This is a genomic window from Commensalibacter communis, assembly GCF_947179015.1.
Lineage (GTDB): Bacteria > Pseudomonadota > Alphaproteobacteria > Acetobacterales > Acetobacteraceae > Commensalibacter > Commensalibacter communis.
Genome location: NZ_CAMXCM010000003.1, coordinates 115,023 through 139,282, shown reverse-complemented (window position 1 = coordinate 139,282; position 24,260 = coordinate 115,023). Strand labels below are relative to the sequence as shown.

Annotated in this window: 22 protein-coding genes; 12 read left to right on the top strand and 10 right to left on the bottom strand. The window is 38.1% G+C overall.

Annotation, left to right across the window (positions count from 1 at the left end):
- Window positions 1-2: 2 nt before the first annotated feature.
- Complete coding sequence (locus PQG54_RS07325) at window positions 3-1,862, bottom strand: tetratricopeptide repeat protein (RefSeq protein ID WP_271788491.1); 1,860 nt, start codon at window positions 1,860-1,862, stop codon at window positions 3-5.
- 204 nt (window positions 1,863-2,066) lie between these two features.
- Here PQG54_RS07325 and PQG54_RS07320 point away from each other — a divergent pair, with 204 nt between their 5' ends.
- Genes PQG54_RS07320 through PQG54_RS07300 form a run of 5 tightly spaced genes read left to right on the top strand, consistent with a single transcriptional unit; the run spans window position 2,067 to window position 8,363 of the window.
- On the top strand, window positions 2,067-3,203 hold the full coding sequence (locus tag PQG54_RS07320; RefSeq protein ID WP_271788490.1) for an L-dopachrome tautomerase-related protein: 1,137 nt from the start codon (window positions 2,067-2,069) through the stop codon (window positions 3,201-3,203).
- 32 nt (window positions 3,204-3,235) lie between these two features.
- Complete coding sequence (gene thrC / locus PQG54_RS07315) at window positions 3,236-4,636, top strand: threonine synthase (RefSeq protein ID WP_271788489.1); 1,401 nt, start codon at window positions 3,236-3,238, stop codon at window positions 4,634-4,636.
- Window positions 4,637-4,655: 19 nt separating this feature from the next.
- Entirely contained in the window at window positions 4,656-5,921 is a 1,266-nt protein-coding gene (locus tag PQG54_RS07310) for a M16 family metallopeptidase (protein ID WP_271788488.1), read from the top strand.
- Window positions 5,918-7,255, top strand: a complete 1,338-nt coding sequence (locus PQG54_RS07305) for a TldD/PmbA family protein (protein WP_271788487.1) — start codon at window positions 5,918-5,920, stop codon at window positions 7,253-7,255. Before PQG54_RS07310 ends, PQG54_RS07305 begins: the two co-directional genes overlap by 4 nt.
- 28 nt (window positions 7,256-7,283) lie before the next feature.
- Entirely contained in the window at window positions 7,284-8,363 is a 1,080-nt protein-coding gene (locus PQG54_RS07300; RefSeq protein WP_271788486.1) for a Tim44 domain-containing protein, read from the top strand.
- Window positions 8,364-8,509: 146 nt separating this feature from the next.
- Here PQG54_RS07300 and PQG54_RS07295 read toward each other — a convergent pair whose 3' ends face one another.
- The 4 genes from PQG54_RS07295 to PQG54_RS07280 all read right to left on the bottom strand — a co-directional run bounded on the left by PQG54_RS07295 (window position 8,510) and on the right by PQG54_RS07280 (window position 11,670).
- Window positions 8,510-8,668 (bottom strand): hypothetical protein, encoded by a 159-nt coding sequence (locus PQG54_RS07295; protein ID WP_271788485.1) that lies wholly within the window; start codon window positions 8,666-8,668, stop codon window positions 8,510-8,512.
- A 15-nt stretch (window positions 8,669-8,683) separates the two neighbouring features.
- Entirely contained in the window at window positions 8,684-9,631 is a 948-nt protein-coding gene (gene cyoE / locus PQG54_RS07290) for a heme o synthase (protein ID WP_271788484.1), read from the bottom strand.
- 11 nt (window positions 9,632-9,642) lie between these two features.
- Complete coding sequence (locus PQG54_RS07285; RefSeq protein ID WP_271788483.1) at window positions 9,643-10,956, bottom strand: cbb3-type cytochrome c oxidase subunit I; 1,314 nt, start codon at window positions 10,954-10,956, stop codon at window positions 9,643-9,645.
- A 75-nt stretch (window positions 10,957-11,031) separates the two neighbouring features.
- Entirely contained in the window at window positions 11,032-11,670 is a 639-nt protein-coding gene (locus PQG54_RS07280; RefSeq protein WP_271788482.1) for a class I SAM-dependent methyltransferase, read from the bottom strand.
- A gap of 264 nt (window positions 11,671-11,934) precedes the next feature.
- Between PQG54_RS07280 and PQG54_RS07275 the strand changes: the two genes are divergently transcribed.
- Window positions 11,935-12,165: a hypothetical protein gene (locus PQG54_RS07275; protein ID WP_271788481.1), complete on the top strand. Its 231-nt coding sequence runs from the start codon at window positions 11,935-11,937 to the stop codon at window positions 12,163-12,165.
- 3 nt (window positions 12,166-12,168) lie between these two features.
- Here PQG54_RS07275 and gshB read toward each other — a convergent pair whose 3' ends face one another.
- The 4 genes from gshB to uvrB are packed head-to-tail and all read right to left on the bottom strand — an operon-like array spanning window position 12,169 to window position 16,696.
- Window positions 12,169-13,131, bottom strand: coding sequence for a glutathione synthase (gshB, locus tag PQG54_RS07270; RefSeq protein ID WP_271788480.1), 963 nt, complete (start codon window positions 13,129-13,131; stop codon window positions 12,169-12,171).
- Between the two features lie 33 nt (window positions 13,132-13,164).
- On the bottom strand, window positions 13,165-13,656 hold the full coding sequence (gene greB, locus PQG54_RS07265) for a transcription elongation factor GreB (RefSeq protein WP_271788479.1): 492 nt from the start codon (window positions 13,654-13,656) through the stop codon (window positions 13,165-13,167).
- A gap of 13 nt (window positions 13,657-13,669) precedes the next feature.
- Window positions 13,670-14,557, bottom strand: a complete 888-nt coding sequence (locus PQG54_RS07260) for an aldose 1-epimerase (RefSeq protein WP_271788478.1) — start codon at window positions 14,555-14,557, stop codon at window positions 13,670-13,672.
- Window positions 14,558-14,575: 18 nt separating this feature from the next.
- Window positions 14,576-16,696, bottom strand: coding sequence for an excinuclease ABC subunit UvrB (uvrB, locus tag PQG54_RS07255; RefSeq protein WP_271788477.1), 2,121 nt, complete (start codon window positions 16,694-16,696; stop codon window positions 14,576-14,578).
- Between the two features lie 235 nt (window positions 16,697-16,931).
- Here uvrB and PQG54_RS07250 point away from each other — a divergent pair, with 235 nt between their 5' ends.
- The 6 genes from PQG54_RS07250 to PQG54_RS07225 all read left to right on the top strand — a co-directional run bounded on the left by PQG54_RS07250 (window position 16,932) and on the right by PQG54_RS07225 (window position 22,715).
- Entirely contained in the window at window positions 16,932-17,864 is a 933-nt protein-coding gene (locus PQG54_RS07250) for a hypothetical protein (protein ID WP_271788476.1), read from the top strand.
- Window positions 17,865-17,997: 133 nt separating this feature from the next.
- On the top strand, window positions 17,998-19,818 hold the full coding sequence (locus PQG54_RS07245) for a M3 family oligoendopeptidase (RefSeq protein ID WP_271788475.1): 1,821 nt from the start codon (window positions 17,998-18,000) through the stop codon (window positions 19,816-19,818).
- 3 nt (window positions 19,819-19,821) lie between these two features.
- Window positions 19,822-21,183, top strand: coding sequence for an ABC1 kinase family protein (locus PQG54_RS07240; RefSeq protein ID WP_271788474.1), 1,362 nt, complete (start codon window positions 19,822-19,824; stop codon window positions 21,181-21,183).
- Between the two features lie 196 nt (window positions 21,184-21,379).
- A complete protein-coding gene (locus PQG54_RS07235; RefSeq protein WP_271788473.1) occupies window positions 21,380-21,523 on the top strand; it encodes a hypothetical protein in 144 nt (47 codons plus the stop codon).
- 291 nt (window positions 21,524-21,814) lie between these two features.
- Window positions 21,815-22,288, top strand: a complete 474-nt coding sequence (locus PQG54_RS07230; protein WP_271807712.1) for a hypothetical protein — start codon at window positions 21,815-21,817, stop codon at window positions 22,286-22,288.
- Between the two features lie 130 nt (window positions 22,289-22,418).
- Window positions 22,419-22,715, top strand: coding sequence for a hypothetical protein (locus PQG54_RS07225; RefSeq protein WP_271790178.1), 297 nt, complete (start codon window positions 22,419-22,421; stop codon window positions 22,713-22,715).
- 51 nt (window positions 22,716-22,766) lie between these two features.
- Here the strand turns inward: PQG54_RS07225 and xylB are convergent, their stop codons facing one another.
- Window positions 22,767-24,221, bottom strand: a complete 1,455-nt coding sequence (xylB, locus tag PQG54_RS07220) for a xylulokinase (RefSeq protein WP_271790179.1) — start codon at window positions 24,219-24,221, stop codon at window positions 22,767-22,769.
- Between the last annotated feature and the right edge of the window lie 39 nt (window positions 24,222-24,260).

The window sequence follows — 24,260 nt, the reverse complement described above, 5'->3', positions numbered from 1 at the left end:
TTTTATCGTATCTTAATTAATGCAGCCTTTACCTCCTCTATCAAGTTATTCCATGCTTGAACTGGAGGTAAGAGCTGTTTTTGTTGATATACTCGTAATGTTGGATACCATGAACTATATCCTTTTTCATTCTGATACGCTGGATACCAACGCCAATCCCCACCATAGCGATTTAATAACCATACAGGCTTACCCAATATTCCAGCCAAATGCGCAATAACAGTATCAACAGTAATGACTATGTCCAATTGTTGAATAAACTGAGCCGTTTTTAACAAATCTCCGTGAGGTATAATACCAGTAAACCCTTTTGGCAAATCTGATTTTTTAAGTCCCTTTTGTAATGCGTAGAACTCTATATTGGGAATATTAAGTAAAGAAGTTAAATCTGATAGGGGTATCGAACGTAACAAATCAAAATGATTACCACGATTTCCCATCCAACAAAGTCCAATTTTAAGATGGTCAGCGAGAGGTTCTGTTTGGCAATTTTCCAAATACAATTGATATTGGGGAATCTTTTGAGTTTGAAGAAGATAAGGCAAGCTCATCAACATGACTTGATGGGTAATATTCTCTGGTACAACACTATTTTTTTCAATAACAATACATGAATGTTCTGATTTACAAAGACTTATAGCAATCTCTAACAAACGCACCAATTCTTTTGGGACTTCCATGACGATAGAATATTGCTGCAAAAGCATGGGTAGATACCGAATAAATTGCAGCGTATCGCCCAAGCCTTGCTCTGCTCGAACTAATATTGTTTCAGCATGCGCTTTGCCGTTCCATACTGGAATCTTATCAATATCAACAACATGATTTAATAAATAATGGCGAGCCTCCATATGCTGCCATCCCTCGATAAATTTTCCTTTAGCCAATAACACCATCGATAAATTATATTCTATTTTATGATATTCTTCTGCGGTTACAGAATTGGAGGCATTTGGTTCTAACAGACGGTGATAAAGTTCTTCCGCCTCGTCTAATTCACGTAACTCAAAAAGAACAGTGCCAAGATTTAATCCGATACGAGGATCTGTTGGGGCTTTTTCATAGACATCTTGTAGTAACACTTTGGCTTCTAACAAAAAACCAAGCCCCATTTGTACCAACCCTAAATTAACTTGGGTTTCTATAATTTCAGGCTCACGTTCAAATGCATACAATAAATAATCTTTAGCTTCTTTCAGGCGATTAAGTTGAAACAAAACAGCGCCTAAATTTGCATAAGCAGAAATAATATTATAATTTAAACGTACTATTTTACGAAAGACACGTTCCGCATCGCCTAACAATCCCATCTGATTTAAAAGCACACCGAGCTCATGTAAGAATTCTATTTTATCTTGATTATTTTTAACAGCATCTTTGGCAATATTTAACGCCTGATCGTACGCTTCCCCTTGGTAATAAAATTGAACCAACGCTTTCCAATATGTCAGTGATGAGGGTTGTAATTCTATCGCTTTACGAAAAGTGATCTCTGCGTCTTGTTTATTCCCCATTGCTTCTTGAATTAAAGCCAGTGCGTGATAAGCCCTGGAGTCATAAGGATTTATTAAGATTGAACTTTTTAACGCTGCCTCTCCCTCTATGTGATGTCCTTGTTCATATAACGAAAGTCCTAATGGTATATAATAATGAGAACATGATTTACTTTCGATGGCCTGTCCTGCCAAGCCTATGGCAAGCGCATGATTGCCAACAGCCCTGGCAACGCAAGCACGGCCATATAAAGCATCTGCAAAATTAGGTTCTTTTGTTAATATATCGCAAAAAATTACATCCGCTTCTTGGATCTTCCCTTCGGATAATAAAGATAATCCGCGGCTAATTTTTTGATCGTAAAACATGTAAAATAACCCAAATCATTTCATAAACTATTTTTAAATATTCAAAATACTATACAAAAGCTTTGTATAAACTCAAAATAATGAATTCTAAAAAGCTTATTCTGTTTAAAAATATCAGCTTTTATCTATGATATTCCCTATCATCTTTTAAAAAATTGCCTTATAAATAAATTATATGTTTATATCAGGAATAGAATTTCGGTTATGATTTTATTAAACTCTTTTACCCGTTCTGTATCTCTTGCATTGGCACTGACAATGGTTGCACCAACTTTAGCCCATGCAAAACAAAAGTTGGATCAACCTGCGCTTTTGTCATCTGATGCGCTCAAACAAGTCGCCTCAGTTAATAGGTATTTACCAGATTACATCGTTGTGGATGATAAAGAACGATTAATTGCTGAATTTCCACGATTAACCGATGAAACAGGACTTTCCCTTGCGATTGTGAAGTCAGATAACACTCTAATTCCATATCCAAATAAAGAATGGAATACCGTCAACACACAAGATACAAGCAAGAATTTTATTGGGTTAACAGGCATGACCTTAACCCCTGATGGAATTTTATGGGTATTAGATAGTGGCATTCCAAAAGTCGGCTCTGCGCCGATCAAAAATGCTGCAAAAATTGTCAAAATCGATACAAAAACAGATCAAGTTCTTCAAACCTATCCTATCCCTGTTACGGCATTCAAAGAAAAAACCGCTTTAAATGCAATCGCTGTTTACGATCATTATGTCTATATTGCCGATAATGGTAATCCAGCAATTATTGTATTCGACACCAATACAGGCAAAGCAAGACGTTTATTAGAAAACTCACCCAGTCTTTATTCAAGACTAGAAGTTGTTGCTAGAAACAACATCATCAAACCTAATCTTGATCAAACATCGCATTTTAATATTAATCAACTAGCAATTTCTCCAGATGGAAAACGCTTATATTACCAAGCAGTCAGTGGTCCATTATATCGTATCGATACGATGTACCTCAAAGACGCGACCTATTCCCCTGCTGAGTTAAATGAAGCGATGATGATTTGGTTCAAAACGCCGTCCTCTGGTGGGATTGTATGTGGGCCTGATGGTACCATATATATTGATGATATTGCCACAAACAGCGTTTATCGTTTTACCACTGGCCGTATTTTAAATAAATTAATTACCGACCCAAGATTAAAATGGCCAGCCCATCCATTTGTGACTAAAAACAATGTATTATATATTCCAACAATACAACTCGATCAAACGAAACTGTTGAATAAACAAGACCATTCAACCGTACAATGGCCTTTACAAATATACAGTTTAATCCCACCTGCACTACAAAATAAATAAATATTTAATGATCATAATTTATTAGGTTTACAATGCGTTACGTTTCTACCAGAGGGCAAGCCCCCGTTTTAAATTTCTCTAATACGCTTCTTGCTGGCCTTGCCCAAGATGGAGGGTTATATATCCCTGAAACTTGGCCTCAGATTTCTGCAGATGAATTGCGTAAAATGAGAGGTCTTAGCTATCCTGAATTAGCAGCAAAGATCGTTCATCTGTTCACCGGCAATGAAATCCCAGAAGCGGTTTTATTGGATCTTTGTCATAAATCCTATGCGGGTTTTAATCACAAAGCAATTGTGCCTTTGATCCAGCTTGACCATAATCTTTTTGTCCAGGAATTATTTCATGGCCCAACGCTGGCGTTTAAAGATATGGCAATGCAATTGCTTGGTCATTTATTTGATTATGTTTTGAGCCAAAGAGGTGAAAAAATCACTATTGTAGGCGCAACTTCTGGCGATACAGGTTCAGCTGCAATTGAGGCTTTTAAGGGCAGCACCAATTTAACAGTTACGATCTTACATCCTTATGGCAGAACTTCTGAGGTTCAACGCCGTCAGATGACCACTGTTTTGGAACCAAACATCAATAATATTGCCGTTGAAGGCTCCTTTGATGACTGCCAAGACTTGGTCAAAGCGATGTTTGCTGATGTGCCTTTCCGTGAAGAAATGCAGCTGTCTGCGGTGAACTCTATTAACTGGGGTCGTATTGCTGCCCAAGTGCCTTATTATGTTTATGCTGCTCTGCTTTTGGGCGCGCCTGATCGTGAAGTATCTTTCACCGTTCCAACGGGCAATTTCGGTAATATCTTAGCTGCTTGGACGGCACGTAAAATCGGTGTGCCAATTAATCTTCTTTGTGTAGGCTCTAATCACAATGATATTTTGACACGCTTTTTGTTGAATAACGATATGAGCATCCAAGGTGTTCGTCCAAGCCTATCTCCTTCAATGGATATTCAAATTTCTTCTAATTTTGAGCGTCTCTTGTTTGAATTGCTAGACCGCGATGCCGATCAGTGTCGTCAAATTATGCAAGATTTCCGTCAAAACAATAAAATGGATATTCCAGCTACTATTTGGAACAAAGCAACCGCAAACTTTAAAGGCGTGGCACTAAGCGATCAAGAAACCGAAAAAGTTATTCAACAATATTACAAAGAATCTGCTTATCTAGCCGACCCTCATACGGCTATTGGCATTGCAACAGCGCAAAAATATCGCAATAAAGATATTCCAATGGTCACCGTTGCCACGGCGCATCCTGCGAAATTCCCAGATGCAATTAAACAAGCAACGGGCATTACGCCAGCACTGCCTTTGGCATTAGCAGATTTGTATGATCGCAAGGAAAATTATCAAGTTTTACCTGCCGATTTAAAGAAAATCGAAGATTCTGTTCGTGCCACTGCACGTAAAAACAATTTTTAATATTACTTCTAGGATAAATATGAACCAAGCTATTAAGATCACACGCCTACCCTCTGGAATGTTAGTCGTAACGGAAAAAATGGATCGTGTTGAAACGATTTCACTTGGTGCGTATGTCAATGTTGGAACACGTTATGAGACTGCCGAAGAAAATGGGATTTCCCATTTTCTAGAGCATATGGCGTTCAAAGGAACAACAATACGCTCTGCACTAGATATTGCCGAAGCGGTCGAAAATGTCGGTGGTCATATTAACGCCTATACTGCACGTGAAATCACAGCCTATTATATTAAATTATTAAAAGATGACTATGAACTGGGGATTGATATCCTTGGCGATATTCTGACCCACAGCACATTTGATCCAACAGAGTTGGAAAGAGAACGTGGCGTTATCATCCAAGAAATTGGTCAAGCCAATGATACGCCTGACGATATCGTTTTTGATTATTTCCAAGAAACGGCTTATCCCAACCAACCGATGGGTCGTCCAACTTTGGGAACCGAAGCATTAATTCGCACCATGCAACGTGATACTTTGCAAGCCTATATGAAGCGACATTATAATACGAATAACACCATCTTTGCAGCGGCTGGGAATTTGGATCACGATAAAATTGTAAAGCTCGTCGAACATTATTTTAAAGATCTCCCTCAAACACCAACGCAATCCGTAGTCCCTGCGAATTATCAAGGTGGAGAGTTCCGTAAAGAAAAAGAGCTTGACCAAGCCCATATTTTGTTAGGGTTTCCTTCGGTTAATTACAATCATCCTCAATATTACGCAGCAATTTTATTATCGATTATTTTGGGTGGTGGCATGTCTTCTCGCCTATTCCAAGAAGTGCGCGAAAAACATGGGCTGGTTTATTCCGTCTATGCCTACAACACTGCGCATCAAGATGATGGATTATTTGGTCTTTATGCTGGCACAGGTGAAGAACAAACTAAAGAACTCATGCCTATTTTAATTCAAGAACTTAAGAAAATTCAAAAATTGATTAAGCCTGAAGAATTAAACCGCACCAAAGCTCAATTAAAATCTTCTTTATTGATGTCAATGGAAAGCACAGCCAGCCGTTGTGAACAAATTGCGCGTCATTTACAAATTTATGACCGTATTATTCCCCCTCAAGAAATGGTTGATCGCATTGATGCTGTGACTATTGAAGATATTTACCAAATTGCTGAGCATATTTTTCATGGCAAACCAACATTAACCACATTAGGCCCTATTCGCCATGTGCCATCATTAGCAGAGATTACCGAAAGCCTAAACTCATGACACAAAATCAAAATTTTATCAAAGATTTGATCCATCAAGCAAAAAAAGCAGGCGCAAGCGCTGCGGATGCGGTCATGTTAGCTTCGACCTCTGTTGGTGTGCAGGTTAGAAATGGTCAACCCGAAGAATTAGAACGTTCTGAAACAAAAACTGTTGGGCTACGGGTCTTTATTGATAAACGTTCAGCAACGATTTCTACGACGGATTTACACAAAGACAATATTGAAAAATTGGTTGAACAGGCCATTTCGATGGCAAAGATTTTACCAGAAGACCCATTTTCAGGTTTGCCTGAACCATCATCTAAACCTTGTATTGATCCCAAAGAACTTGACCTCTATGACGCTTCTGAACGTTCTACACAAGAAATGCTTGAACAAGCCAAACAAACAGAAGCAGCAGCCCTAGAAGTACAAGGCGTCACTAATAGTATGGGTGGCAGCTGTGGTTATGGTAAAACTGAAATGATTCTGGCCAACAGTCATGATTTCTTTGGCACTTATGCACGCACCTCGCATTCTCTGTCAGCATGCGTATTGGCTGGAACAGGCACCGAGATGCAACGTGATTATGATTACCATTCAACCGTGCATTTAAGCGACCTTGAAGATGCAGAAGTGATTGGTCGCAGTGCTGGTGAAAAAGCCGTAGCAAAACTAAATCCTACAAAGCCAAAGACTGGAATTTTACCAATCGTCTTTGATCCAAGAGTAGCCAATTCTATTTTGGGTCATCTAGCAGGTGCTTTAAATGGCTATGCGATCGCCAGAGGAACTTCATTCCTTAAAAATGATATGGGTAATTTGATTTTCCCTGAAAACATTACAATTATCGATCAACCTTATCTCGTAAAAGGCTTGGCATCCCGTCCATTTGATGTCGAAGGCTTATATCCAGAGGAGCTTAAACTGGTAGACCAAGGTAAGATTGCCAATTGGTTGCTAGACAGTCGCACCGCCAGTCAATTAGGGTTAGTCAGCAATGGTCATGCAACCAGAGGGCCATCATCCCCTCCTTCGCCAACGACAACGAATTTATACATGAAAGCTGGGACTCAAACACCTATAGAGTTAATGGCAGATATCAAAGAGGGTATCTACATCACCGAGATGATTGGATCCTCAGTCAATATGGTAACAGGTGATTACAGCCGCGGGGCCAGTGGGTTTATGATTCGTGATGGGCAACTTGCTGAACCCGTAATGGAATTTACCTTGGCATCGACTTTAAGAGAAATGTTTTCACAATTACATGTCGCTAATGATTTGAAATTCCGTTATAATACTAACAGCCCTACATTACGTATTGATGCAATGAGTGTCGCGGGCAATTAACATATGTTAACCGAAATGGATGAAAGAAATGAATCGTACGACCTTCAATAGCCGTACCCTGCTTTGTCTTTTAAGTTTTACTCTGGTTGCGCCCTCTGTTCTTGTGGATTTAATCCCACAAGCAGAAGCAAGAGCTGGTCGAGGCTCGTCTATGGGAAGTCGTGGCAGCAGAACCTATAGCGCCCCTTCTTATACCCGCAGCAGCCCGATGGGTGCGCAACCAATGCAACGGACGATGACCCGTCCACCAGCAACGGCTCCGTCTTCTAGCAACAGTATGTCTGGTGGAGCACCTGGAATGGCTGGTGGGGCTATGAACCGCCCTGCTCAACAACAAGCCCCTGCCTCTGGTGGAATGAGCAACTTTACAAAAGGACTCATTGGGGGTGCTGTAGGTGCTGCAGGTTACCATATGCTGACAGGCAGCAAAGAAAGTAACGCGCAACAACCCACCAATCCAGATCAACAAGGCCAAGCTCAAAACGGACAACAAGCACCACAGCAAAAACAAGGTGGTGGCTTTATGAGCCTTTTAACGCGCTTAATCATTATTGGGTTAGTTGTATGGTTAGTGATGCGCTTTATTCGTAGACGTCGTGCTGCTGGCACAAATAACAACAATATGGCAGCAAACACCATGTCTGCTGCTAGTCGTGTCAATCCTTCGATGAACTCAAATCCTCAACCTGTGCAACAAACAAATATCCAGTTGCAACAAGAAGATTATGTGACGTTTCAACAACGTTTATTAGAAGTTCAAGATGCTTGGAATAGACAAGATTTGAATAGTTTGCAAAAAATTACAACACCAGAAATGATTGCGTATTTTAACGAACAATTAACAGATCTATCTAGCCAAGGATTGCATAATAGTACTTCAAATGTTCAATTTGTACAAGGTGACTTATCAGAAGCTTGGGCAGAAGGAAATAGAGAATATGCTACGGTTTCTATGCGCTATTCATTAATCGACATCACTACGGATAATACTGGGCGTGTTGTTGATGGTAATCCAAACCAACCTGTTAATATTACTGAGTTATGGACATTTGTCAGAGCAACAAACAATAAATGGTGGTTATTGTCTGCTATTCAGCAAACGAACTAATCCTTTTATCTTTTAATTGAATGTATATTTTTATTTATACATTTAATTAAAATTTCTCTATAGTTTTCTTTAGATATAATATCAAAACCCCTATTCTGTAATTAAACAGAATGGGGGTTTTTTCAGAATATTAACTTATAAATCGTCTATAGCTGAATTAAAGACAAAATATATAAGATCCCACTTAATCCGAATAACGCTGAAAGTAATACAATATTACGTTGATTTTGACGGCGTATGAACTCTTTTTGCTGTTCTACAGTTAAAGAAATTGCTATCGCTTTTGCTTTTTGTTGCTTTCTCATTGTGATTTGTTTCCTTTAAACAAAATGATCGATAATCAAAGCAAGAAATAATAAAAATAAATAAATTAACGAAAAACGAAAAGAATGTCTGGCAGCTTTGTCATTATTTAAACTTAATCCTTCTGGGGTTTGCTTTTCCAACAAAACTTTAATCGCCATATAAATAAACCCAGCGTTTAGAAGAATTGCTGTCCCCATATAGATATAAGAAGTATATCCTAAATAAACAGGAGATAAAGATACAATTGCCAAAATAATCGTATAAATAAGAATCTGCCAACGCGTATGCCTTGCCCCCTTGACCACAGGAAGCATCGGTATTCCAGCACGCCCGTAATCTTTACAAGCATAGAGTGCAAGCGACCAAAAATGAGGAGGTGTCCATAAAAAAGTAATAGAAAATAAGATGATCGGGAAAAGATCCATACTGCCCGTTACAGAAGTCCACCCTATTAACGGAGGGAATGCACCCGCAGCCCCACCAATAACAATATTCTGTGGTGTAGAGCGCTTTAACCAAATCGTATAAACAACGCTGTAAAAGAAAATTGAAAATGCTAAAATCGCTGCTGTTAGAAAATTGGTTGCTAAAAACATCAAAATGACAGAAAGCACCGAAACGCCAATACCATAAATCAAAGCATCATTAGGATTCACTCTGCCTGCAGGCAACGGTCTGGTAATAGTTCTTTGCATAATCTGATCAATATCACGATCGTACCACATATTAATGGCACCCGCTCCACCAGAAGCCATACAAATACAAAGAATACTGATTAACGCAAGTATAGGATTGATATGACCAGGTGCCAAAACGATTCCTACAATACCTGTAAATACAACTAACGAAATAACTCTTGGTTTTAAGAGGACAAACCAATCTTTGACATTGCTGCCCACCACAGCAGCATCATAACGAATTCGTTTTGAGCCTATCGTTTCATCAGCAAGTGATTGCCCCATGAATTTATACCCTATTTTACACGAGAAAAGACAGGAGAAGGAAGTTGCCACTCATAAGTTACTGCTCCTGCACCCCAATAATTATTAGATATGCTAACTTTACTTGATAAAGCATGAATGAGAACGATAAGGAAGCTCAATAAAGATAATCCCATAAAAATCGCACCAATCAAGATCGATTTACTTCCTAATGAAAATATATCTAAGGTAAAGACAACACCTACACTTGTTAAAGTAAAATGCAATTTAGCCAAAAATTCTGAATATTGCTTTCCAAGGATTTTACCCATCCAAAAATAAAACCCAGCAAATACGGCAAATAAAACACCATAAGAAATACAAGAATGCATTAACCCAATTTCACTCATGATACCTTGATACGGCCATCCCAGGCTTAATAATCCAATAAAGCCAAATGACCATAAAATTGGTGCTGGAAAACGTCTTTCGCCTGAGAAAAATAATCGTAAGCAGTAAATAAAGAGGTATAGAGACAACCCATATAATGCGCATGAGTAGAAGATTTGAAGTATAAATCCTTGATGTAAACTGATCGCGTCATGGCTCAGTATCATTTTATTCCAAGCAAGCAATACAATTAATGGCACTAAAGCCATCGTTAAAATAACATAATTTGATTGCTTAATGGGTTGATTGGAAATTGTGCTAATAATATGAAAAACTATTGAAATTGCAGGAATGATTAAAATCATTACCATCGGATATGCAAATGAATGAACCGTTTGTTGAAGCGCTAAGCCTAGTTGTTCAGCTCTGAAATAATCTTTTGTTAATGCGGCTAGTAATATTGATGCAATCGACAATAATAATGCCGCAGCAATTCCTTGCCCCCAAACGAAGATTGGTAAAGAATTGTAACTGACTTCGGTTGCTCTGGTATTAATAATTGTAACCAGCATATTTACTGAAAATAAGAGCGCGGAAACTGACCAAAATCCCAAACTGCCCAAAGAAAATAGAGCATTTTGTGGATATAGAAAGGTAACAAAATTACAAATAAAGCCGATAAAAAGGAAAACAAAAGATAGAATACTCAAAAATTTGAATGCCATATCTTTGGTTTTAATTAGGATTGGAACAAACCAACTTCCTAGCCCCAACATCAAAGCAGGCTGTAACACAAAAAATACCATCATTCTGGCATGAGTTTGAGGTAAATTCTGTATAAAATCGCTATTACTAAATTCCCCGAGAACAGGAAAAAAAGCATTAAGTTGGACGAGTAGTGCAGATATACCGCCACTAATTCCAGCAAATATTGCTAAAATTAAAGTGTTCATTCCAATTTTATAATGTGTATTCATTATATATTTCTATCACATGGCTATTTGAAAAGAAAGACACATCCCATTCAATGCAAAATATGATTACGACCAATTTTATCGAACAAGATGAACCAAAGTAAACAATCCAAAAGGATGAACAGGCTGTAAAACTGCACGTTGTAACGCTTCTGGTGGAAGCAAAGACTCGATTGAAAAATCTGGATGCCATCCTAATGCTTTTGAAGCTGGTGCCATAACACGTTCAATATAGTAACGCATTCCTTTTTGAGCCAGAAAATGGTTAACAAATAAAATATGACCACCAGGCTTTACGACGCGTTTTAATTCAGCAAATAAAAGGTCTGGATTTGGAACAACAGATGCAACAAACATTCCAACGGCAATATCAAATGACCCAGTTTCAAAATCAGTTGCCTCGGCATCCATTTCGTATAAATTATCAACATTAGATAAGTTTTGCCGGGCGACTCTTTGCCGGGCTTTTTTTAACATATCTGTTGATAAATCAATCCCAGTGATTCTTTTATCAGAATTATAAGAAGGAAGTGCTAAACCTGTTCCAACCCCTACTTCTAAAACTTTTGTTCCTGGTAAACGATTAACTTCTGCAACAGCGCAACGCCGTCCGAACGAAGAAATACTTCCAAAAACTGTATCATAGACCATCGCCCATCGACGATAGGCTAACTTAACAGCATCTGCATTTAACGCAGTATGAGGTGAAGGAGGCACGTTATTGCTCCCAAAAACTGTGAATGACAATATTATATAAGAAGACTTATTAACCAAAAAGAAATAAAAATCTAGTAAGTTTTTTCTTTTTTATAGTTATAAAATAAACATATAGGCTTTAAAACAACATTTTCTCACTTATCTTACGTGGTATACAAAGGCTTATTATACATTATTTACTGTTTATTATAAAACAAATATAGGGTATATAAATTATAAAATAAATAAGGGGCTCACATGAACTTTGGGAGGGTAAAAGCTTTTATGTGGATAACGTACTTTAATTGGTTTATAGCTTTGCTTAGTATCTTTATCTGGGTCGGTACTTATATCGTATGGCAACGTGACAAGGTCATACCGTGGCTTGATAATAAGTTTGGAAAAGACGATCCGATGCCCCCTACACCCAAACAGCAAAATAATCCTTTGAATATAGGGGAAAACACTAAAATTAATTATAAAACAACACAAGCTTCTGAATCAAAGAAAGACTGATTTTTATTTTAGATAAGTTTCAATAGCATCCCACACTATTCCTGCAGAATTAATATTATTAAATCGATCTAATTCCTGCAGACCTGTTGGTGATGTGACATTAATTTCTGTCAAATAATCACCTAAAACGTCGATTCCAACAAATAATAACCCTTGTTCTTTTAATGCTGGACCAATCAGTTCACAGATTTCTTTGTCTCTTGGGGTCAGATCAATCTTTTCTGCAATTCCACCAACATGCATATTTGAACGCAAATCCCCTTTTTGCGGTACACGATTGATTGCCCCAATAGGTTGTCCTTCAACCAATATAATCCTCTTATCTCCTAAACGAACGGCAGGTTCATAACGTTGGATCATCAAAGGTTCACGAGAGGCAGCAAATTGCATTTCTAGTAAGGAGTTTAAATTTTCGTCATCTTCACGAATACGAAAGACCCCTATTCCACCATTGCCAAACAAAGGTTTGATAATGATATCTTTATATTCTGCACGAAATTCACGAATTGCTTTGACATCACGAGTAATCAAAGTGGGTGGCATAATTTCTGGCCAAAGCGTTGCAAAGATTTTTTCCGGAGCATTTCGAACAGATGTGGGGTTATTAACCACAAATACTTTATCTTTGCCCACACCATGAATTTGCTCTAGCAAATGTGTCGCCGTAATGTATCCCATGTCAAACGGAGGATCTTGGCGCATCAACAAAACGTCAAAATATTTCAGTTCAACTGTTTTTTCTTCACCATATTGCACATGATTATTTTGCACGCGCTGAACGGTTACATCACGCCCTCTTGCAGTGATTTTTTTTGAAACTGAATCGCTTTCTAAACTTAAAGTATCAACAGAATAGACAAATAATTCATATTTTCTGGCCTGGGCTTCTAACATTAATGCAAATGTAGAATCTCCATTAATATTAATCGTTTCAAGCGGATCCATTTGTACGGCAATTTTTAACATGGTTTTATACTCGTTTAAATTTATAATATCGTTTTAAGATGGATAAGAAACTGCAAGAATTTCAAGAAATTTTTCTCCAGCAGGACTTTGGAATTTGACCTCGTCGCCTACCTTAGCATTCATTAAAGCCTTTGCGATGGGTGAAATCAAACTAATTTGCCCATGTTCTGTAATGGCTTCATCGACTCCAACGATGGTTACAGTATATTCTTGATCTTCTTCAGTCACATACGTAACCGTCGCTCCAAAATAGACCTTATTCTTCTGTGGTTGCTCTTTGGGATCGACGACGATGGCGTTATCTAATCGTTTGGATAAAAAGCGAACACGCCGATCAATTTCCCTTAACCTTCGCTTCCCGTAGATATAATCCCCATTTTCAGAACGATCTCCGTTCCCCGCTGCCCATGAAACGATCTCGACAATTTTTGGGCGTTCTTTATATAGTAAACCATTTAATTCCTCTTTGAGTCGATCAAAACCTTGAGGGGTTAAATGAGAAGGATATGAATTTGCCATTGTCATTTAATATTTTTCATTAGCTGCCTGAAAAAGAATATAGTATATCGCCTTGTACTGTTTGACCTGGTTTTAAAATCATCATACCTCGATCCGAGATTTCAGGCATATTCAGAGCATTATTCATGTTCGTTGCAGGTTCAAGGGTAAAGTAAGGCTGATTTTCTGGATTAAATAAAACTAAATGTTCAAACATACGGCTGCTGGTCATGGTTAAATAAGCATTTAGATGTTTCCAACGAATAAATGCAAAATTGTCCCATCCTGCATAACAATTATCAAGCTGCTCATCTTTACTTAATGCACGCATATGGTCAAAAGCCCAGCGACCATCAATAGACATGCGCCCTTCTGGTAAGCCATTGCTGCCATTATTCCAGACTGATTTTGCTGTAAATCCAAGCTCCACCGAATCATTGCGTGGAAAATAAGGGTGAAACCCAAGGCCAACAGGTTGATTGCAACGATCTGTGTTTTGGAAAAAAATTCGAACGGACAATCCAGTAACAGAAATTGTGTATTTTAATTTTGCTTTATATGAAAAAGGCCATTGTTGCTTTGAATTTTTTGCAGGATCGAAATCAAGCGATAAAAGAACGCTATTCTTAGAAAAGCTATCCAATTCCCACTCTTTTTCCCAGGCATTCCCATGAATCGCATCTTTTTCATTTAAGGCGTTTTTATCAAGTCGATACTCCCGCCCTTCAAAAGAGAATTTTCCATCAGCAATACGATTAGAATAGGGTATCAACGGATAGGCTGCGATAATTTGGTTAGCATTTTGTGCTAAATGCGAATTGATGAGAGGATAAAAAATAGGTGTATCTTGGCATAACCAATACCCAATTGCCCCACCCAAGGCAGGATATATACCAACACGATGATGCCCTGCTTTGATTTCTAACATTTTGTTCCTCAGCCTTTCTTAACGTTTTTTAGGTTTAAGTGCTTTCAAAGAAGAGTTCCTCCCTCCGTCAGACACAGCCCCTATTCCTAATTCTGTTTCTTCTAGCTTTTTTATTTCATCACGTAAATATGCAGCTTCTTCAAATTCTAAATTCGCAGCAGCAGCACGCATTCTTTTTTCCAATTCTGCAATGATTTGTTGTAAATTCTTACCGGTTAATGATGGATCTGCCAATCCTTTATCACGAGAAATCGTCACATAATCTTGCTCATAGACCGAAGCCATTAATTCACCGATCTTTTTCTTGACGGTAAAAGGCGTAATGCCATGATCTTCATTCCATTTGGTTTGTTTCTCCCTGCGCCTTGCGGTTTCATTAATCGCATAATTCAAACTGTCAGTCATTTTATCCGCATAAAGCAATACCCGCCCCTCTAAGTTACGAGCTGCACGACCGATGGTTTGCACCAACGAAGTTTTGGAACGAAGGAATCCTTCTTTATCAGCGTCTAAAATTGCAACCAATTGACATTCAGGAATATCCAAGCCTTCTCTTAACAGGTTGATACCAATTAACACATCAAAGACACCTAGCCTTAGGTCACGAATAATTTCTATCCGTTCGAGGGTATCAATATCTGAATGGAGATAGCGAACTTTAATCCCCATTTCATTCATATAATCCGTTAGTTTTTCAGCCATTTTCTTGGTCAAGGTGGTTACCAACACACGCCCACCTTGATCGATCACTTTTCTGGACTCGGCCAACAAATCATCAACTTGCAAGTCAACAGGACGTACCTCTGTTATAGGATCAACCAACCCAGTTGGACGAATCACTTGTTCCACAAACACACCCTGAGCACGTTCTATTTCCCAAGGACCTGGTGTTGCACTGACAAAAATTGTCTGAGGACGATACGAATCCCACTCGGCGAAGTTTAATGGTCTGTTATCTAAACATGAAGGCAATCGAAACCCAAAATCGGATAACGTTTTTTTACGTGCATAATCCCCACGCTCCATCCCACCGATTTGCGGGACACTGACGTGACTTTCATCCACAATCAATAATGCATCTTCTGGTAAATACTCGAATAATGTCGGAGGTGGCTCACCAGGATGTCGCCCCGTTAAATAGCGCGAGTAATTTTCGATCCCTTTACATAAACCAGTCGTTTCAATCATTTCTAAATCAAACTGAGTACGCTGCTGTATTCTTTCCGCTTCTAGTAACTTACCTTCTGCAACAAACTGATCCAACCTCAACTTCAATTCAGACTTAATCGTTTTAACGGCTTGAGTAAGCGTCGGGCGTGGCGTGACAAAATGACTATTGGCGTAAACGGTTATCGATTGTAACGATCCAGTCTTTACCCCTGTCAACGGATCAAATTCATCGATCTCTTCGACTTCATCACCGAATAAATGCACACGCCAAGCACGATCTGCATTTTGCACAGGGAAAATATCGATCGTTTCCCCACGCACTCGGAATGTGCCTCGTTGAAATGCCAAATCATTACGACGATATTGTTGTTCGACCAGTCCTTTAATTAATAGATCCCGACTGACCTCCCCACCGACTTCGACTTTGACCACCATTTTCGAATAAGATTCAGGCGATCCAATACCGTAAATACAGGAAACAGAGCCGACGATAATCACGTCATTTCGTTCCAGCAAAGCCTGCGTGGCAGCATGGCGCATTCGATCGATTTGCTCGTTAATTTGACTATCTTTTTCAATAAACGTATCAGAGCGCGGAATATAGGCTTCAGGTTGATAATAATCATAATAGCTGACGAAATATTCCACCGCATTATTGGGAAAGAACTCTTTCATTTCGCCATAAAGCTGAGCCGCCAAAGTTTTGTTGGGTGCAAGGATCAATGTTGGCTTTTGCACAGCCTCAATCACTTTGGCCATCGTAAAGGTTTTACCAGACCCTGTGACACCCAACAGAACCTGATCTTTCTCACCATTCATCACCCCTTCGGACAGGGCTTTGATCGCCGTCGGTTGATCGCCTGATGGTTCAAATTCAGAGACCACCTGCAACTTCTTGACTTTAGGTTTCGCAGGGATTTTTTCTGGATGGAAAATAACTTTATAATCTGCAGCTTTGGTTTTTTTCATGGAAATGACTAATAAAGATGAAGCACAATGTATGAATATAGTATAGTAACAATATATAGAACTTTATCCTACAGAAACAATATCTTTTAGCGATTATAATTGCAGATACAACCAGTAGCTTGCATCATACAGACATATTCTTGGGCTATGCCTAATATATTTCTAAAATAAAACATTTTAATACCTTAATTATTAATTAAATAAAATAAAAAACAAATTAATTTGGAGATATTAAATGAAAATAAGTGAAGCCATATCTTTAGAAACAAACGAAAAAATGACCGCCGTAAGAGCAGATATTTTGTATCAAGCAAAGAAAATACAAGATAAAGCAAAATTTAAGTGTTTAGGGAAGAATTGCACTGCTCAAGTAACTTGTGCGAATCTTGATAAACCTCTAGCTGAACGTATAAACAAACTTCATTTCAGAATATATGGCCATCATACAGATGGCTGTAGCATTAAAAAAGATATTGATAATGATAACAATCTATCGCCTGAAAAAAAGAAAAAAAATAACTATAATCATATGGGTTTTATTCTAAATTTATCATCAAGTAACTCTGATGTACCGTTACAACCAAGCATATTGTTATCTTTACCAAATGATAATGCAGACAATCATACTTCAAATAATCCGCCTAATAGTAAAGATAATATAGAAACAAAAAAACAATCTCTTGCTAGTTTAAGAGAAATTATAGACACCCTTGAACACCAAAAAATTACAACAGGCATTTTATCAATCAAAGAAAAGAAAAATTTGTATAAATGTAGTTTACCCATTCAATATAAAAATATCCCTAGCAATATACTGTTGAACAAACTTTCTATAAAACAGCAAAATCTTGTTGATGCTAGTTCATACCACTTTTATATAGATCAGGGGCGCATTTATAAAATAGCTCCTGATTACCGTATTAACTTTAAACAGACAATACAATTGGACGGTATAACTTACAACATTTGCTTTTATATTAACCCAAAACATATCAATGAAATTACTCAACAATCGTATGTAAAAGAAATGTTAGACACTTTGGATAAAAGTAAGAAATATTTTAAAATATGCATCCTGTATAAAGCTATAAAAAATACAAAAAGTGGTTCTAGAGATTATCTACAATTACAACTTGATAAATTTTACCTATGCGCATTTTGGGATTAAGAACATACTCTTTTAAAAAGAGAATATTAATCCATTACTATATTTAATTTCCAGTTACTCTTTCCTTTTTTGAATAATATATATTAGTATAAATTACTTTAACCAAATTTATTTTGTTAATTATAGGAATAGCATGTTTTTATCAGATCATTTTATCCATCATACTCAAAACCAAACTGGATCAGGAACACCAAACGGTGAAGAGCTTCCTGCATGGGATTTATCCGACCTTTACCCTTCCCCTGACAGTCCAGAATTAAAAAATGACCTTGAAAAAGCACGCGAAAAAGTAGAAACCTTTGCTGCCAACTGGCAAGGCAATCTTGCCGATGCTTCGGGTCAAGAAATTGCTCTGGCGATTGAATTATATCAAGAGGTCAGCGAAATCTTGGGGCGAATTGGTTCTTATGCACAATTAATTTTTGCTACGGATTCAACCGATGCTAAAAATGCACAATTTTACCAATATATTAACGAACAAATCACAAGCATCAGCACCAAAACGCTCTTTTTTACCCTAGAGTTAAATCGCATTTCCGAAGATGCTTTGAATAATAAGCTTTCTAACGAAGCTTTATTATCTTGGAAACCTTTTCTGGATACTATTCGTGTATTTCGTCCTTATCAATTAAGTGACGAAATTGAAAAAGTTTTACATGAAAAATCCGTCACAGGCAGAGCCGCTTGGAACCGACTTTATGACGAAACATTGGCCGCTATGCAAGTTTCTGTGCAAGAGGAGAAAGTCAGCCTTGGTGAAGCATTAAACAAGCTCTCCTCTGGCGATCGTCAAGTCAGAGAACATGCTGCGAAAGGATTAGGGGAAAGTTTTAATAGCAATTTACGTTTATTCTCTTTAATCACCAATACATTAGCAAAAGACAAACATATTACGGACGAATGGCGCAAATTCCCTCGTGTTGATTCTGAACGTAATTGCGATAATATGATCGAAGACGAAGTCGTCGATGCGTTGGTCAATGCGGTTACCCAAGATTATCAACGCTTGTCACACCGTTACTTTGCATTAAAAGCAAAATGGTTAGGGCTGGATAAATTACAACATTGGGATCGGAATGCGCCTTTACCTGATGATAATGACCAATTAATTCCTTGGGAACAAGCCAAAGAAATTGTTCATACTGCTTATAATGATTTCAATCCAGAAATGGGTGGTATGATTAAGGAATTTTTAGAAAAACCTTGGATTGATGCAACCTTACGCCCAGGGAAATCTTCGGGTGCATTTGCACATCCAACCGTTCCACAAGTCCATCCTTATATCTTATTAAACTATCATGGGCGCAATAGAGATGTCATGACCCTCGCCCACGAGTTAGGACATGGTATTCATCAACTTTTGGCTGCAAAACAAGGATATATTCAATCTAACACTCCATTAACTTTGGCTGAAACCGCCAGCGTTTTTGGTGAAATGTTGACCTTCCAAAGCCTGTTGCAAAACCAAAAAACACCAGAACAACGCCGTATCATGTTAAGCCGTAAGGTCGAAGATATGTTAAATACGGTGGTTCGACAAATTGCCTTTTACCAATTTGAACGTAAAGTTCATGAAGCTCGTCAAACGAATGAGTTACTTCCTGAACAAATTGGTCAATTCTGGATGGAAACCCAACAAGCCAGCCTTGGGCCAGCATTTGAATTTACGCCAGTATATGCATCCTATTGGACTTATATCCCGCACTTTATTCACTCCCCATTTTATGTGTATGCTTATGCGTTTGGAGATTGTTTAGTCAATGCGCTTTACAAAGTCTATCAAGATGGACATGACAATTTCCAAGAAAAATATATGGAAATGCTACAAGCTGGCGGCACTAAAAAGCACAAAGAATTATTGGCTCCATTTGGCTTGGATGCCTCTGACCCTGCATTTTGGCGCAAAGGATTAGACGTTATTTCTCAATTTATTGATGAACTGGAACAGGCATAAGCCATGGAAAAAGATGACAATTTAGACAAAACTAGCCTCTTGGGTGGCATGCGCCGAATGATTAAATCCACAACAGCGGTGGGCGGGATTGCTGCCCGTCTAGCTGGTCAAAAGATGGGGATATCGGTCAATAAATCTGCACATGCTGAAGAGTTAAAAAATATTCTGGGTGGGCTCAAAGGGCCAATGATGAAAGTGGCTCAATTACTGAGCACCATTCCCAATGTGTTACCTGATGAATATGCAGATGAATTGGCTCATTTACAATCAAATGCTCCACCGATGGGTTGGTCATTTGTGCGTCGCCGTATGAAAGCAGAACTGGGTGCCAATTGGGAAACGCATTTTGCGTCTTTTTCCCAAGAAGCCTCCGCAGCAGCCAGCTTGGGTCAAGTGCACAAAGCAACGCTGCCCGACGGCCGCCAGGTTGCGTGTAAGTTACAATATCCAGATATGGCCAGCACGGTTGAATCTGATCTTAAACAGTTGCGTTTGTTAATCGGGCTTTACCATCGTCTTGATAATGCGATTAAACAAGATGAAGTCTATAAAGAACTTGTGACGCGTTTACAAGAAGAGCTGGATTATAAGAGAGAAGCCGCGAATATGCGTTTGTTCTCTTTAATGTTAGAAAAGAATAAACGCACTATTGTTCCAAATATGATCGAAGAATTATCAACCAGTCGGTTATTAACAATGGATTGGGTTGAAGGAAAAGGCCTTCGCCAAATGATTGAGGGCGGTTTGGATCAAGCCCATCGTAATGACATTGCACGTTCTTTATTCTGTTCTTGGTATATACCTTTTTACCAATATGGTGTTATTCATGGCGACCCACATATGGGTAATTTTTTGATTAACCCTGACAATCATTTATGTTTGCTTGATTTCGGTTCAATTCGTATTTTCAAAGGCAAGTTCGTCAAAGGCGTGATTGATCTTTGTAAAGCCATTGAGACAAATGACGATGAACTGGCACATCATGCTTATACAGCATGGGGCTTTAAAAATCTTTCTAAAGAGACGATGGATATTCTAAATGAGTGGGCAAGATTCCTTTATGCCCCATTGACGCAAGATAAAGAACGTTCAATCCAAGATAATAGCGATCCTGATTTAGGGCGCAAAATTGCTGCCAAAGTCCACAAAGGCCTGCAACAGACTGGAGGCATTACGCCACCACGTGAATTTGTATTGGTTGATCGGTCTGCTATTGGGCTAGGAAGTTTGTTTACGCGTCTTGATGCAAAATTAAACTGGCATCATTTATTCCAAGAGATGATTGCCAATTTTGATGCTGATGAACTTGACAGGAACCAAGCAAAAGCGATGGAAATTGCCAAAGTTCCGCCTCCATTAGAATAATAATTTTTAATACTAATAAGGTTTAGTTTAGGGAACAATATTGTATAATTATTTGTTTAGTCACGAACAATAATATTGTTCCTTAATTAATATCAAGTCTCTTCTCACTATTGCTCAGCAACAAGATAAAAAGCAAATTCTTGATGCATTGCTTGAGCTAAGTTTTAATATCGATGATTTCGAATGATATCAACAAATGTGCTTAGACATCATCAATATGTATGAAGATGAAGACATTGTTGGTTTGTCCATTACTTATATTGGACATATTGCCAGAATGTATGAAAAAGTTAATATAGCTTTGATTACATCTATCCTTGAAAACATACAGGAAAAATAAAAGAGGCTTTGGATGATATTAAAATTATTTGTCAAACATAAGCATTCTTGAACCTTACCAATTCATTTCTTCGAAACTAAATGACTATTTTACAGAAACGATATAATCGTTATTTCCTTTCATGTAATTATGATATTTATATTTAATATGAAAACTATCGGTAATTTTATTTGTAACAGACAAACTTACAAGAACTAAAGATACCTTTATTTAATCACGCATTCTTCATATTTTATCCATAATTGTTATAGATATTAAACGAAACCATATTAAATATAAATGAGAGATCCAATGAAAAAATACGCTTTACTTGCCCTATCAATGCTTTTGCTTCCATCTGTTTCTTTCGCTCAAGAACAAGAGGCTTCACAAACTACGACGACAACGTCTAGTCAAAATGAAGATAACGGAAGTCAGCAACAAAAATCTCGTGATGACAATGACCACAACCGTGGAGATCATCGCAATTCTCGTGATGACAATGACCACAACCGTGGAGATCATCGCAATTCTCGTGATGATAATGATCGCAACCGTGGGGATCATCGCAATTCTCGTGATGACAATGATCGCAACCGTGGGGATCATCGCAATTCTCGTGATGACAATGATCGCAACCGTGGGGATCATCGTAATTCTCGTGATGACAATGATCGCAACCGTGGGGATCATCGTAATTCTCGTGACGACAATGATCACAACCGTGGAGACCGTCATGAACAAAATAATCATGACTCCCACAAACACGGCCATCATAACGATTAACCAAAGCAAAAAAGCTATTCAACATAATTGAGTAGCTTTTTCTAACGCTTACTATCTAATCTTCATAATTTATTCAAAATCATTTTTTATATTGAATGCATCATTCAAAGAATAGTTTGTTGAGGAAGACATGAGAAAATATATAATATCAGCCTTATCCCTATTATTAGTTCCATCATTATCTTTGGCTCAAGGTAAAAATAATGCTGTGCAACAAATAACAAAACAAAGAGATATAGCTGATTATAACTGTAAAAATAACTTGCCTAATCAAAGAGCTGCAATCGGATTTTGTAAAAAAAGAGATGGTTTACAAAAAAAATTAGACAATATGAATAACGGTTATAACAATAATCAAAATCAACGTAATCATAATAGTCATAATCATCGCGACCATCATAATAACCAAGATCGTCACAATCACTAATAAAAAAAGCTAATCTAACTCTAGATTAGCTTTTTTACATCGAATCAAAAATTAAAAAACTGGCTTTAATGCACGATATGTATTTTTAAATTGCTCATATTTTTCTTTGTATAAAGCACTAATCTGTGGATGAGGATCATAAGATGCCTCAACAGAGGGTTCTGGTAATAAATCACCGAACGGAACGTCAGGATTAGCACTCAACATTGCGAGACGAGCAGCCCCTAATGCAGGCCCTACATCACCACCTTGACGATAATCCAAATTTTGACCCGTCACATCTGCCAATAATTGTCTCCAAAAAGCACTTCTTGCACCACCACCAATTAAGCTGATACGGTCAGGTTTTATTCCTGTGGCATGCAAAACTTCCATTCCTTCAGCCAATCCCAAACTGACCCCTTCAACAACAGCACGAGCAATATCTTTGCGATCATGTTTATGAGTTAATCCAACAAAACATCCTGTTGCTTGGGCATTATTATGTGGAGTACGCTCACCAGATAAGTAGGGCAAGAATAAGATAGACGTAGGATCTTGACCTGTTGTTTCAGCCAATTGTAAAAGCTCAGGAACAGAATTAACGCCTGTGATTTTCGTTGCCCAATCCAAACAAGAAGCAGCGCTAAGCATCACAGACATTAAATGCCAAGTATTAGGTAGAGCATGACAAAAACTATGTACTGCCTTTTCTGGATTGCTTAAAAACCCATCGGTTGCAACAAAATAAACCCCAGAAGTTCCCAAAGATAGCATTGCTTGACCTTTGCGCCAAATACCAACGCCAATCGCTCCTGCTGCATTATCGCCACCACCTGCAACAATAGTGACTTTATTAGAAAGTCCCCAACGGCTTGCAAGTTCTGGTTTAAGCGTTCCAGTTGACTGGTTGCCTTCGAACAATTTAGGCATATTATCTTCTGATAAACCACAAGCATTCAATAATGGTTTATACCAAGAGCGCTTGCCCACATCCATCCACATTGTGCCCGCAGCATCAGACATATCGGAGGCAAAAATACCATTCATTAACCAACGCAAATAATCCTTTGGCAGCAAAACTTTGTCAATTTGACTGTAAATTGCAGGTTCATATTTACGTACCCAACAAATCTTAGGTGCGGTAAAGCCCGGCATCATCAAATTACCAGTGACTTTACGAGACTCTGGCACGGCCTCTTCTAGCTCTATACATTCTTGATAGCTACGTCCATCATTCCACAAAATCGCAGGGCGCAAGATTTTACCATTTTTATCCAATAAAACAGCACCATGCATTTGACCAGCTAGACCGATAGATTGCACATCTTTTAAAGAAATTTGACTACCCAAAGCTTGAATAACCTTGTCAGTCGCTTCCCACCAAGAGTTAGGATCTTGTTCAGACCATAATGGCTGAGGTCGAGATACAGTTAATTTTTCAGTATGGCTGGCCAGGATCTGGTGATTATCGTCCAACACAATTCCTTTGATACCAGACGTTCCTATATCAATACCTATATACATGGGGTCAACTCCCGTTTTGATGTTTAAAAATAATAACTG

What these genes read in the sequence shown, in the direction of transcription:
- PQG54_RS07325 (WP_271788491.1), bottom strand. Translation starts at nt 1,862, where the DNA reads ATGTTTTACGATCAAAAAATTAGCCGCGGATTATCTTTATTATCCGAA.
- PQG54_RS07320 (WP_271788490.1), top strand. Translation starts at nt 2,067, where the DNA reads ATGATTTTATTAAACTCTTTTACCCGTTCTGTATCTCTTGCATTGGCA.
- thrC (WP_271788489.1), top strand. Translation starts at nt 3,236, where the DNA reads ATGCGTTACGTTTCTACCAGAGGGCAAGCCCCCGTTTTAAATTTCTCT.
- PQG54_RS07310 (WP_271788488.1), top strand. Translation starts at nt 4,656, where the DNA reads ATGAACCAAGCTATTAAGATCACACGCCTACCCTCTGGAATGTTAGTC.
- PQG54_RS07305 (WP_271788487.1), top strand. Translation starts at nt 5,918, where the DNA reads ATGACACAAAATCAAAATTTTATCAAAGATTTGATCCATCAAGCAAAA.
- PQG54_RS07300 (WP_271788486.1), top strand. Translation starts at nt 7,284, where the DNA reads ATGAATCGTACGACCTTCAATAGCCGTACCCTGCTTTGTCTTTTAAGT.
- PQG54_RS07295 (WP_271788485.1), bottom strand. Translation starts at nt 8,668, where the DNA reads ATGAGAAAGCAACAAAAAGCAAAAGCGATAGCAATTTCTTTAACTGTA.
- cyoE (WP_271788484.1), bottom strand. Translation starts at nt 9,631, where the DNA reads ATGGGGCAATCACTTGCTGATGAAACGATAGGCTCAAAACGAATTCGT.
- PQG54_RS07285 (WP_271788483.1), bottom strand. Translation starts at nt 10,956, where the DNA reads ATGAATACACATTATAAAATTGGAATGAACACTTTAATTTTAGCAATA.
- PQG54_RS07275 (WP_271788481.1), top strand. Translation starts at nt 11,935, where the DNA reads ATGTGGATAACGTACTTTAATTGGTTTATAGCTTTGCTTAGTATCTTT.
- gshB (WP_271788480.1), bottom strand. Translation starts at nt 13,131, where the DNA reads ATGTTAAAAATTGCCGTACAAATGGATCCGCTTGAAACGATTAATATT.
- greB (WP_271788479.1), bottom strand. Translation starts at nt 13,656, where the DNA reads ATGACAATGGCAAATTCATATCCTTCTCATTTAACCCCTCAAGGTTTT.
- PQG54_RS07260 (WP_271788478.1), bottom strand. Translation starts at nt 14,557, where the DNA reads ATGTTAGAAATCAAAGCAGGGCATCATCGTGTTGGTATATATCCTGCC.
- uvrB (WP_271788477.1), bottom strand. Translation starts at nt 16,696, where the DNA reads ATGAAAAAAACCAAAGCTGCAGATTATAAAGTTATTTTCCATCCAGAA.
- PQG54_RS07250 (WP_271788476.1), top strand. Translation starts at nt 16,932, where the DNA reads ATGAAAATAAGTGAAGCCATATCTTTAGAAACAAACGAAAAAATGACC.
- PQG54_RS07245 (WP_271788475.1), top strand. Translation starts at nt 17,998, where the DNA reads ATGTTTTTATCAGATCATTTTATCCATCATACTCAAAACCAAACTGGA.
- PQG54_RS07240 (WP_271788474.1), top strand. Translation starts at nt 19,822, where the DNA reads ATGGAAAAAGATGACAATTTAGACAAAACTAGCCTCTTGGGTGGCATG.
- PQG54_RS07235 (WP_271788473.1), top strand. Translation starts at nt 21,380, where the DNA reads ATGTGCTTAGACATCATCAATATGTATGAAGATGAAGACATTGTTGGT.
- PQG54_RS07230 (WP_271807712.1), top strand. Translation starts at nt 21,815, where the DNA reads ATGAAAAAATACGCTTTACTTGCCCTATCAATGCTTTTGCTTCCATCT.
- PQG54_RS07225 (WP_271790178.1), top strand. Translation starts at nt 22,419, where the DNA reads ATGAGAAAATATATAATATCAGCCTTATCCCTATTATTAGTTCCATCA.
- xylB (WP_271790179.1), bottom strand. Translation starts at nt 24,221, where the DNA reads ATGTATATAGGTATTGATATAGGAACGTCTGGTATCAAAGGAATTGTG.